The sequence below is a fragment of the Microbacterium sp. genome (genome assembly GCF_030149085.1).
Lineage (GTDB): Bacteria > Actinomycetota > Actinomycetes > Actinomycetales > Microbacteriaceae > Microbacterium.
This window is the reverse complement of the sequence record NZ_JASBSF010000109.1, coordinates 1-10,793: the sequence shown is the minus strand read 5'-3', so window position 1 is coordinate 10,793 and position 10,793 is coordinate 1. Positions and strand designations below refer to the sequence as shown.

Below are 10,793 nucleotides of genomic sequence, written 5' to 3'. Positions count from 1 at the left end.
TCGTCGAGTCGTCGTGGACATCTCTGAGCGGTTCCTACACTAGCTAGTGTAGGTTTTTTTTGAAGTTGTCCATTTCGCAGATGAAATGTCCACGGTGTGTCCATATGGGGCTCTTCGGACATCCGGTGGGGGTCATGGGGTGAGTCCGCCGGCGGGGGACTGTCAGGAAAACGGTGGATCTGGGACTGGCCTGACCGAAAGGAAGGGCTGTGAGCCAGACCATCGAGATGATCGATCCTGTGACGGGAGAGATCATTGATCAGCAACAGATCGCCGAGCAGCTGCTTGCGCAGGCGAAGGAGCAAGGCGTCAGCCTCGTCGGGCCCGGTGGCCTGCTTGGCGGGCTGACGAAGACCGTGCTGGAGACCGCGCTCGAGGCGGAGATCACCGAGCATCTCGGCTACGACAAGCACGGCAGCTCGACTGGTGAGAACGCGCGGAATGGGACGCGTTCCAAGACCGTGCTCACCGAGGTGGGTCCTGTCGTGATCGAGGTGCCGCGGGATCGGGACGGGTCGTTCCAGCCGAAGATCGTGAAGAAGCGGCAACGGCGGCTGGACGGGATCGATGAGATCGTCCTCTCGCTCACCGCGCGAGGGCTGACGACCGGTGAGGTCGCGGCTCACTTCGACGACGTCTACGGTGCCTCGGTGTCAAAGGACACGATCTCGAAGATCACCGACAAGGTCATCGAGGAGATGACGGAGTGGCAGAACCGTCCGTTGGATCGCGTGTATCCGGTGGTGTTCATCGACGCCCTGGTCGTGAAGGTCCGCGACGGGCAGGTCCGCAACAAACCTTTTTACGTCGCTGTCGGAGTCACCGTGAACGGTGAGAGAGACATCCTCGGGATCTGGGCCGGCGACGGCGGCGAAGGAGCGAAGTTCTGGCTCGGCGTGCTCACCGAGATCAAGAACCGCGGCGTCGAGGACGTCTGCATCGTCGTCTGCGACGGACTCAAGGGTCTGCCCGAGTCCATCACCACGACGTGGGAGCACGCGGTCACGCAGACGTGCATCATCCATCTGATCCGGAACACGTTCAAGTACGCGTCACGCAAGTACTGGGACCAGATCGCTCGCGACCTCCGACCGGTGTATACCGCGCCGACCGAGGCCGCGGCACGGGCGAGGTTCGAGGAGTTCGCGGAGAAGTGGTGCACCATGTATCCGGCGATCCGCAAGCTCTGGGAGAACGCGTGGACGGAGTTCAGCCCGTTCCTGGACTACGACGTCGAGATCCGCAAGATCATTTGCAGCACCAATGCGATCGAGTCTCTGAACGCCCGCTACCGCAGAGCGGTCAGAGCGCGAGGGCACTTCCCGAACGACGCCGCCGCGCTGAAGTGCCTGTATCTCGTGACGCGGTCGCTTGACCCGACCGGCCGGGGTCGGGCACGCTGGGTCACCAGGTGGAAGCCCGCACTCAACGCCTTCGCGATCACCTTCGAAGGCCGAATCAACTGAAATGCGCCAGGCCAGATCCACCGTTAATCTGACACACCCTCGCGCACTGAAGATCGTGCGGCTGATGGACGTCGACCGATGAATGACGCAACCCGCGATATCGCATCTCCGCCAGTCGCACGCCTGGTGTGAGCGGCCAAGCGACTGAGGGGCGTCCCGGACGGGGCCGCCCCTCAGTCGTGCCCGGGAGCGCCGCACGAGGTGGGGCATGGGTTCGTCGGCGACGCCTCGGCGCTGCGGATGCTCGCCGACCTGACGTGGGGCGAGCTGTTGGCGCTGGGCGCGGTGGAGGTCGCGCTGCCGGGGCACCTGGCGTCGGCGCGGGTGGCCGTCGCGTCGGAACTCGAGGCGCTGCTGCAGGTGGCGGTCGCGTCGTCGCTCAAGCTCGCGGTGGATGTGCGGACGGGGGAGCTACGCGCGAGCTGGGCCGGCTGACGGTGTGGGGGTTCGCGGTGCGCGGGGTGTGGGTATCGGCGGCTCGACGCGCACTAACTCAGGATGCGCGCGCCGAACTCGGCTCTTCTGGCGCGTGTTTCCGGGGCGTCGCTGTTTCGCGGGCTCCGCGCGTCCTGAGTTCGTGCTCGGTGCCTCGCGGTGCCTTGCCTGGGTGCGCCGCCGCGCTGGTGGGCGCGTCGCCCGTGCCTGGTGCACTCAGGAGGAGATTTGCGTTCGGGAGGGTCGATTCCGGGGATTGGCCCTCCGGAGTGCGTATCTCCTCCGGAGTGCGCGGTCGTGGGCTGATGAGTAAGGGGGGTTGTGGTGTTCTCAGTGGTGTTCCGGGCACCGACGGCCAAAATCATTTGACCTTTGCGTAGGCTGGAGGGGTTCTGACTGCTGAAGGAGTCTTTGCGTGACCTCGCCCTCCCCCTGGTTCCCTGCTCTATCCGACGCGCTGCCGACCGACGCCGACCGCGCAGTGCTCATCGGGCGGGTGTGGGATCCCGCCGTTTCCGGCCCGACCCCCGTGCTCATCCACAAGGGACGTGTGCGCGCGCTGACTCCGGTGTTCGCCACCGTCCGCGACCTGCTCGAAGAGCCCGACCCGGTCGCCGCCGCCCGCGCAGCCATCGGCGACGATCTGGGATCGGCGGCGGACATCTACGCGAACACGCCGTTCGACGTCCGTGACGACAGCCGGTCATGGCTGCTCGCCCCACACGACCTTCAGGCCGTCAAGGCCGCCGGCGTGACATTCGCGGTCTCGATGATCGAGCGCGTCATCGAGGAGCAGGCACGGGGAGACGCCACGGCGGCGGCCGCGCTGCGCGAGACGATCACCGCGCACATCGGCGGCGACCTGCGCGGACTCGTTCCCGGTTCCGATCAGGCGATGAAGCTCAAGGACATGCTCATCGGCGAAGGTCTGTGGTCGCAGTACCTCGAGGTCGGCATCGGCCCGGACGCGGAGATCTTCACCAAGGCGCTGCCGCTGTCGTCCCGGGGTACGGGCGAGCAGATCGGCGTGCTGGCGTCGTCGACGTGGAACAACCCCGAGCCGGAGGTCGCACTCGTCGTCACCTCGTCTGGCACGGTTGTCGGCGCGACGCTCGGCAACGACGTCAACCTCCGCGACGTCGAAGGGCGTAGCGCGCTGCTGTTGCCGAAGGCCAAAGACAACAACGCCGCGTGCGCGACCGGACCGTTCATCCGACTCTTCGATGATGCGTTCACGATCGACGACGTGCGCGGGATGGCCGTGACGGTCGAGGTGCGTGGGACTGACGGGTTCACGATGCGCGCCGAGTCCGACATGCGCCAAATCAGCCGCGACCCCCTCGACCTTGTCGGGCAGCTGATCGGGCCTCACCACCAGTACCCCGATGGCGCCATCCTGATGCTGGGTACACTCTTTGCTCCCATCGAAGATCGGGATGCCGAGGGAATGGGCTTCACCCACAAGCTGGACGACGTGGTCACGATCGCTTCCCGCGAACTCGGAGCCCTCGTCAACGTGGTGCAGCACAGTGAAACGTGTGACGAGTGGACATTCGGCATGGGTGCGCTGATGCGGAATCTGGCTTCCCGTGACCTGCTGTGACCGCATGACGACATCCGACACGACGCCAGAGGAGACGACATGACCCAGATCCTGACCACCACCGACCCGCGTACCGGCGCTCGTTCCGACACCGACATCACCGCCACGACCGATGCCGAACTCGACGACATCGTCGCTGCCGCTGCCGCTGCCGCGGCGGATATCGCCGGGCGCGGACGAGACTGGCGCGCCGGCCTGCTCGAGGCGATGGCCGACGAGCTCGAAGCTGACCGCGCCGGGCTCGTCGAGACCGCGGCATCCGAGACCGGGCTTACGGATGCCCGCTTGAACGGCGAGCTGACCCGCACGACCTATCAGCTGCGCTTGTTCGCCGAGGCTGTGCGCGAGGGGTCGTTCCTCGAAGCCGCGATCGACCATGCCGGGGACACCCCCATGGGCGCCCAACCCGACGTTCGCCGGATGCTGCTCCCGCTCGGGCCGGTCGCGGTGTTCGGGTCGAGCAACTTTCCGTTCGCGTTCTCGGTACCGGGCGGGGACACCGCCTCGGCGCTGGCCGCAGGCAACCCCGTCATCGCGAAGGCGCACAGCGCGCACCTCCTGACGTCGCGTGCGTCGTACCGCGCGCTGCGCCGCGGCGCCGAGAAGGTCGGCGCGCCTGCCGGCACGATCGGCATCGTTTACGGACAGCAGCCGGGTGCGCGGCTGGTGGCTCGTGCCGAGATCGCCGCCGTCGGCTTCACCGGATCACTCGGCGCCGCCTCGCGACTCATGGAGATCATCGCCGAACGAGACACCCCCATCCCGTTCTACGGCGAGCTGCAGAGCGTCAACCCGCTGCTCATCACCGCGGCTGCCCTCGAAGCGCGCTCGGCGGAGATCGCGAGCGGGCTTGCCGTATCGGTCACCGGCTCGGCAGGTCAGCTGTGCACGAAACCCGGCGTGGCGTTCGTTCCGGCCGGCGAGGCGGGGGAGCGCTTCGCGGCCGACGTCGTCGCAGCCATGACCGGGGTCGATGCGGGCGTGTTGCTCAACGATCGCGTCCTGTCGTCGTTCCGGGAGGCGGAGAAGGAGCTCGAGGCCGCGCCCGGCGTGACCTCGCTGCTCGGCAGTCCGGACGCGGCGGGCGACGGGTTCACGGTCGCGCCGCGCGTGCTGCGCGTCGACGCAGGCGACGTCACCCCTGCGCACACCGCGGAGGCATTCGGGCCCCTCGTCCTGTTGGTCACCTACCGCGACGACGCGGAGCTGGAGCGGGCGCTCGCGGCTGTGCCCGACTCCCTTACCGTGAGCACGCACGCCGAGCCGAGTGACCTCGCATGGCTGCAGGGCATGCTGCCGACGCTCGAGAAGCGTGCCGGGCGTCTCGTGTACAACGGGTTCCCGACCGGTGTTCGCGTGGGTTGGGCCCAGCACCACGGTGGTCCGTGGCCGGCGACGAACACCATTCACACGTCTGTCGGAATCACAGCGATCCGCCGATTCCTGCGACCCTTCGCCTGGCAGAACGCACCGGAGGGCCTGCTTCCGGAGGAGCTCCGCGACGGCTACCGAGGCGTGCCGCGACGCGTCGATGGGGCACTCGAACCCGCACAGTGAGGTATTCGGTCGGCTCGGAGGTGCGCGAACGCATCACCGGGCCGGCCGAACCACGCGACCCCCGTCGCGTCGCCCGCGGATTCCTCCGCGAGCGACACGGATCACGCGCCGGCTCAGCGGATGACGGGGTCTCCGGAGTCGTCCTGCGCCGGGGAGCGGCCGGCTGCCGCGCGCTCGATCGTGACGGCTTCGTCGCGTGTCGCGGCGCCTTCCCAATCGCCGGGCGCGCGACACGCGGCGGCGCCGCATAAGGTCGCGAGACGCAGGCGCGACTGCGCGTCCGCCCCGCGGAGGCGCTCGGCGAGATAGCCGGCGACGAATGCATCGCCGGCACCCACGGTGTCGACGACGTCCACGGCTACCGCTGCGCGTCGGTGCAGGTCGCCGTCGATGAGCGCCAGTGCTCCTTGGACCCCGCGTTTGAGGACAACCTCAGAAGCGCCCCACGCCGCGATGCCTTCGAGCATCTGCTCGGGTGTCCCGCCGACGAGCAGCGCTGCCTCGTCGTCACCCGCGAACACAATGTCGCTGCGGGCGGCGAGACGTCGGTACGCCGCGCTCGCATCACGCTCGCCCCAGAGGCGCGCGCGATGGTTGACGTCAAACGACACCAGTGCTCCGTTATCGCGGGCGCGCTGAACGAGTGCATCGATCGCGGCGGACGCGGAGTCTGACAGGGCGAGTGTGATTCCCGTGACGTGGATGACGGCGACATCGTCAAGGGGGAGCGAGGCGACGTCGTCGACACTCAGTCGACTGCCCGCGCACGCCGTCCGGTAGTAAGACACGACGGTGCGGCCTGGGGCGGGGGACTCCTTGACCAAGAACGCGGTCGGGGCCTGAGCGTCCTCGAACGCGACGACCTCGACCCCCTCTCGGCGAAGGCTGCCCGTCACGCGCCGGCCGATGCCGTCGCGCCCCACACGTCCCGCCCAACGCACCGGTGTTCCGAGGCGGGCGAGCCCGACCGCGACATTGCCCTCGGCACCACCGGTCGACACCGACGCGTCGCCTGCCTCAAGACTGCCTCCGCCAGACGGCTGCAAGACGCCGAGCCCTTCACCGACGGTCAGGACGAGGCCTCCCATGTCAGGCCCGCTCCGATGCGCTGCGGTACGCGCCGACGGCGGCCGCCGACAGACGCGTGATGACACCGGTGTCGCCTGCGGCGATGAGCGAGCGCGAGGCCATCCAACTTCCACTGACCGCGAAGACGTTCGTAAGCGCGGCGTACTCGGCGATGGTCTGCGCGTTCACGCCGCCGCTGGGCAGAAAGCGGATGCCTGGGAACGGCCCGCCCAGCGCTTTCAGCAACGCGGGTCCTCCGAGCACTCCAGCGGGGAAGAGCTTGAGGTGAGTGAGCCCCTGTCGCGCTGCGCGCTGGATCTCCGTCGCCGTCGCGACACCCGGTATGGCCACGACCCCCGCCGCGCGCGACGCGTCGACGACGTCGAGGTCGAGACCCGGCGACACGACGAAACGCGCCCCTGCCTCGGTGACCTCAGCGACCTGGGCGGACTCGATCACCGTGCCCGCCCCCACCTCGAAGTCGGGACGGTGCGTCGCGATCGCCCGGATCGCCGCCAGCCCGGCATCCGTCCGCAACGTGATCTCGGCACAGCCGATCCCGCCGGCGGTCAGTGCATCGGCCAGAGGGACGGCGTGTTCGGCGTCCTCGATCTCGATGACGGGAATGATCGGATGCTCGAGCACGCTCATCGGCCCAGCCACCCGCCGTCCACGGGAATCACCGCGCCATCGACATAGTCCGACGCGGCGGACGAGAGGAAGACCGTCGCCCCCACTAGGTCATCGCCGCGCCCCCAGCGGCCGGCGGGAATCCGCTCAAGGATCGCACGCGCGCGGTCGACGTCGTCTTGGAGCGCCTGGGTGTTGTCGGTCGCGATGTAGCCGGGGGCGATCGCATTCACGTTGACCCCGCGACCGGCCCATTCGTTCGACAGGGCGCGTACGAGACCCGCCACCCCCGACTTGGCGGCCGTGTATCCGGGCACGTTGATTCCGCCTTGAAAGCTCAGGAGGCTCGCGGTGAAGATGATCTTGCCTGCTCCTCGGGCGAGCATCGCGCCGCCGACAGCTTGGGTCAGGACGAACTGGCTCGACAGGTTGACCTGCATGACCTCGTCCCACTCATGGGCCAGCACTTGAGCCTCGCGGCCGATGTGCGCGACGCCATCTACACCGCCCACTCCGACATCTTCGAGGACTGAGCCGCATGACCGTCATCACCTCTGCTTCCGCGCACCTTGTCGATATTCCGGTCGAGACAGTACGCACGGACGCCATCCAGAGCTTCCAGTCGCAGGAGACGGTGTTCGTCGACATCGCCACGTCCGACGGACACGCCGGACGCGGCTACAGCTACACGATCGGGACCGGAGGCAGCGCCGTCCTCGCGCTGGTGCGCGACGTCTTCCTCCCGCAGCTCGTCGGCATGGACGTGCGCCGGACCGAACACATCTGGAACACGCTCTTCGCATCCACGCGCGCCACTGCCCCCGGTGCGATCACCTCGCTCGCCCTCGCCGCCGTGGACACGGCGGTGTGGGACGTCAACGGGCGCCGCGAAGACACACCGTTGTGGGTCGCGGCCGGGGGCTACCGAAACGAGCTGGACTGCTATGACACCGAGAACGGGTGGCTCCACCTCTCGATCGACGAACTCGTCGAAGGCGTGTCCGCGGTGGAGGCGTCGGGTATGCGCGCCGCCAAGGTCAAGGTCGGCAAGCCGACCGTCCACGGAGACGTCGAGCGGCTCCGTGCGGTGCGCGCCGCGGTCGGTGACGACTTCGAGATCTTCGTCGACGCGATCCAGTCGTTCACCGTCGCTGAGGCCATCCGCCGTGCCGCCGCGTACGCCGACCTCGGCATCGGCTGGCTCGAGGAGCCGCTGCCCGCCGACAACGTCGCCGGCCACGCTCAGCTCGCGCGCCACAGCGCCGTCCCGATCGCCGTCGGCGAGACCCTGTACTCCGTCGGCCAGTTCCAGACCTACGTCGACGCCGAGGCGGCTTCGATCATCCAGGTCGATGTGGCTCGCGTCGGCGGAATCACACCCTGGCTGAAAGTGGCTCACCTTTCCGAAGCCGCCAACATCCCCGTCGCGCCTCACTTCTTGATGGAGCTGCACGTGAGTCTCGCGTGTGCGGTACCCAACGGGATGTGGGTCGAGCACATCCCCCAACTGCGCGGCGTCATGCACAACGAGATCGCCCCGCACGCGGGCATGGTCACCGCGCCCGATTCAGCCGGGCTCGGAATCGTCTGGAACGACGCTCAGCTCGCGGCGTGGTCCGTCGACACCGCCGATCGCATCTAACTGTCACCCCCTCGCGGCGCGACCCGCGCGCCGCACGTCCAAAGGAGAACACCATGAGGAAAGCACTCACCCTTGCCGCGATGACCGCCGTCGGCGTGCTCGCACTGTCGGGCTGTGTCGGAACGACGGCCCCCAGCTCGAGCGGCGACGCGGGATCCGATGACTCGTCGGCGGCAGCCGACCGCGTCCTGCGCCTGTCGTACCAGTACGACGCCTCCCACCCCGTCGGCGCGTGCGGCGTCCCCGCGCTCAACGAATCGCTCGAAGGCAGCGGGCTGCAGGTCGAGGGCTTCCCCTCCGGCCAGCTCGGCAACGAGGAGGAGACCATCGAGCAGGTCGCCGGCGGTGCGCTGGACATGGCCATCGCGGGCCCGTCGTTCCTCGGACTGTACGAGCCCCGCGTGGCGATGCTCGACGCCCCGTACGCGTTCTCCGACGTCGACCACTTCGAGGACACCCTCGACGGTGAGATCGGCCAGCAGCTGTGGGCCGACCTGAAGACGAGCTCGGGACTCGACGTGCTCGGTGCCTGGTACTACGGCACGCGCCACGTGACCAGCAAGAACCCCGTCAACACCTACACCGACCTGCAGGGTCAGAAGCTTCGTGCCGCCAACGCGCCGATGTACATGACCATGGCGGAGATCATGGGAGGCACCGCCACGCCGATGGCGCTGGACGAGGTCTACCTCGCGCTTCAGCAGGGCACGGTCGACGCGCAGGAGAACCCGATCCCGACGATCGCCAGCCAGAAGTTCTACGAGGTGCAGGACTACATCAACCTCACCGGACACATGATCCAGGGCGTCATGCTGCTGACGTCGGACGCGACGCTGAACTCTCTGTCGGAGGACCAGCAGGAGGCACTCCGCCAGGCAGGCAAGGACGCGCAGGCCGCGGTTCGTGACTGCGTCGAGCAGCAGGAAGAGGACTTCCTGGTCGAATGGGAAGAGAGCGGCGCCATCACGGTGAACCGCGACGTGGACGTCGACTCCTTCCGCGAGCGCGCCTCCGAGATCGTTCCGAACAACATGCCCGAGTTCGCCGACTTCTTCCTCGAGCTGCAGGAGAACTGAAATTGACCGACACCCAGCCCGCTGACCCGGAATTTCCGGAGACGCGATCGCGACTGTATCGGTGGCTCGTACGCACCGAGATCATCGTCGCGGTGGTCTTGCTCGTCGCGCTGCTCGCGCTCGTCGCCCTCCAGGTGTTCACGCGGTTCGTCCTCAACGCACCGCTCATCTGGACCGAAGAGCTCGCCCGATTCACCTTCGTGTGGTTCGTGTTCGTGGCAGCCACGTTCGTCACCGCCCGGCGGCGGAACATCGTGGTGCAGCTGTACTCGGCGCGCAATACCGGCCGGGTGATGGCGGGCATCGACGCGTTCGCGGCGCTCATCAGCGCTGTCGTCGCGTCGATGCTCGCGATCGGCAGCGTGCAGCTCGTGATGCAGGCCGGCCACATCCTGCTGCCCGCGTCTCGCATCCCGCAGGCTGTCTTCTACGCATCCGCCATCGTCGGGTTCAGCCTGATCGCGGTGCACTCCCTCGTGAACGTTTATCTGTCGCTCCGGTATCCGTCGCAGTACGTGAACAAGCCGGTCATCGACGTGGAGGCAATCGACTGATGTTCACTCTCACGTGGATGATCCTTCTCCTGCTTGTTCTGCTGGCGATGCGGGTGCCCGTCGCGATCGCCCTGTTCGTGCCGTCGCTGGTGTACATCTCCTTCGACTCGACCGCGAACCTCGCCGTCGCCGCGCAGCAGTCCATCTCGGGCGTCAACGCGTTCCCGCTGCTGGCCGTGCCTCTGTTCATCATGCTTGGGAACATCGCGAACGCGAGCGGCATCTCCGACAAGCTGTTCAACGCCGCGACGGCCGTCTTCGGACGCGTGCGCGGAAGCCTCGGCTACGTGAACGTCTTCACCAGCTTCGGATTCTCGTGGATGTCGGGCGCGGCGATCAGCGACGCGGCCGCAATGGGTCGCGTCCAGGTGCCGGCGATGATGCAGCGCGGCTACCCCGCCACGTTCGCGACCGGTCTGACCGCCTCATCGTCGCTCATCGCGCCGGTCCTGCCACCGTCACTGCCGGCGATCATCTACGGTGTCGCGGGCGGTGTATCCGTGGGGGCGCTGTTCATCGCGGGCATCGTGCCGGCACTGCTGATGGTCGTCCTGCTCTGTCTGATGGTCTGGATCATGACGCGCAAGCGTGAAGATCTCCGTCTGCCCGCTGTCCACGGCCGCGAGCGCTGGTTCCCGGTGCTTCAGTCGCTGCCGGCGATGGGAGCCGGTGTCATCGTGCTCGGCGGCATCCTGTCGGGGATCTTCACCCCCACAGAGGCAGCCGGCGTCGGCGTGGTCTACATGCTCGTCCTGGCGGGCA

Annotated in this window: 11 protein-coding genes; 8 read left to right on the top strand and 3 right to left on the bottom strand. The window is 67.7% G+C overall.

All coding sequences use genetic code 11. The annotated features are described in order from the left end of the window. Positions 1-227: 227 nt before the first annotated feature. The 4 genes from Q1V87_RS04590 to Q1V87_RS04575 all read left to right on the top strand — a co-directional run bounded on the left by Q1V87_RS04590 (position 228) and on the right by Q1V87_RS04575 (position 5,061). The gene (locus tag Q1V87_RS04590; protein WP_300591037.1) at positions 228-1,466 is read left to right on the top strand and encodes an IS256 family transposase; all 1,239 of its coding nucleotides are present in this window, start codon (positions 228-230) and stop codon (positions 1,464-1,466) included. A 201-nt stretch (positions 1,467-1,667) separates the two neighbouring features. Beyond that, positions 1,668-1,901, top strand: coding sequence for a hypothetical protein (locus Q1V87_RS04585; protein WP_300591036.1), 234 nt, complete (start codon positions 1,668-1,670; stop codon positions 1,899-1,901). A 415-nt stretch (positions 1,902-2,316) separates the two neighbouring features. Beyond that, the gene (locus Q1V87_RS04580) at positions 2,317-3,504 is read left to right on the top strand and encodes a fumarylacetoacetate hydrolase family protein (RefSeq protein WP_300591035.1); all 1,188 of its coding nucleotides are present in this window, start codon (positions 2,317-2,319) and stop codon (positions 3,502-3,504) included. Between the two features lie 39 nt (positions 3,505-3,543). Then, complete coding sequence (locus Q1V87_RS04575) at positions 3,544-5,061, top strand: aldehyde dehydrogenase (NADP(+)) (RefSeq protein ID WP_300591034.1); 1,518 nt, start codon at positions 3,544-3,546, stop codon at positions 5,059-5,061. A 113-nt stretch (positions 5,062-5,174) separates the two neighbouring features. Here Q1V87_RS04575 and Q1V87_RS04570 read toward each other — a convergent pair whose 3' ends face one another. Genes Q1V87_RS04570 through Q1V87_RS04560 form a run of 3 tightly spaced genes read right to left on the bottom strand, consistent with a single transcriptional unit; the run spans position 5,175 to position 7,271 of the window. Further along, positions 5,175-6,149: a sugar kinase gene (locus Q1V87_RS04570; RefSeq protein ID WP_300591033.1), complete on the bottom strand. Its 975-nt coding sequence runs from the start codon at positions 6,147-6,149 to the stop codon at positions 5,175-5,177. Position 6,150: 1 nt separating this feature from the next. Continuing rightward, entirely contained in the window at positions 6,151-6,780 is a 630-nt protein-coding gene (eda, locus tag Q1V87_RS04565) for a bifunctional 4-hydroxy-2-oxoglutarate aldolase/2-dehydro-3-deoxy-phosphogluconate aldolase (protein WP_300591032.1), read from the bottom strand. Beyond that, positions 6,777-7,271, bottom strand: a complete 495-nt coding sequence (locus Q1V87_RS04560) for an SDR family oxidoreductase (RefSeq protein ID WP_300591031.1) — start codon at positions 7,269-7,271, stop codon at positions 6,777-6,779. Before Q1V87_RS04560 ends, eda begins: the two co-directional genes overlap by 4 nt. 26 nt (positions 7,272-7,297) lie before the next feature. Here Q1V87_RS04560 and Q1V87_RS04555 point away from each other — a divergent pair, with 26 nt between their 5' ends. The 4 genes from Q1V87_RS04555 to Q1V87_RS04540 all read left to right on the top strand — a co-directional run. Continuing rightward, on the top strand, positions 7,298-8,401 hold the full coding sequence (locus Q1V87_RS04555) for a mandelate racemase/muconate lactonizing enzyme family protein (RefSeq protein WP_300591030.1): 1,104 nt from the start codon (positions 7,298-7,300) through the stop codon (positions 8,399-8,401). Between the two features lie 53 nt (positions 8,402-8,454). Next, complete coding sequence (locus Q1V87_RS04550) at positions 8,455-9,477, top strand: DctP family TRAP transporter solute-binding subunit (protein WP_300591029.1); 1,023 nt, start codon at positions 8,455-8,457, stop codon at positions 9,475-9,477. Positions 9,478-9,479: 2 nt separating this feature from the next. Beyond that, entirely contained in the window at positions 9,480-10,031 is a 552-nt protein-coding gene (locus Q1V87_RS04545) for a TRAP transporter small permease subunit (RefSeq protein ID WP_300591028.1), read from the top strand. Next, positions 10,031-10,793 (top strand): TRAP transporter large permease subunit (locus Q1V87_RS04540; protein WP_300591027.1); only part of this gene is annotated, 763 nt, incomplete at its 3' end. The genes Q1V87_RS04545 and Q1V87_RS04540, both read left to right, overlap by 1 nt.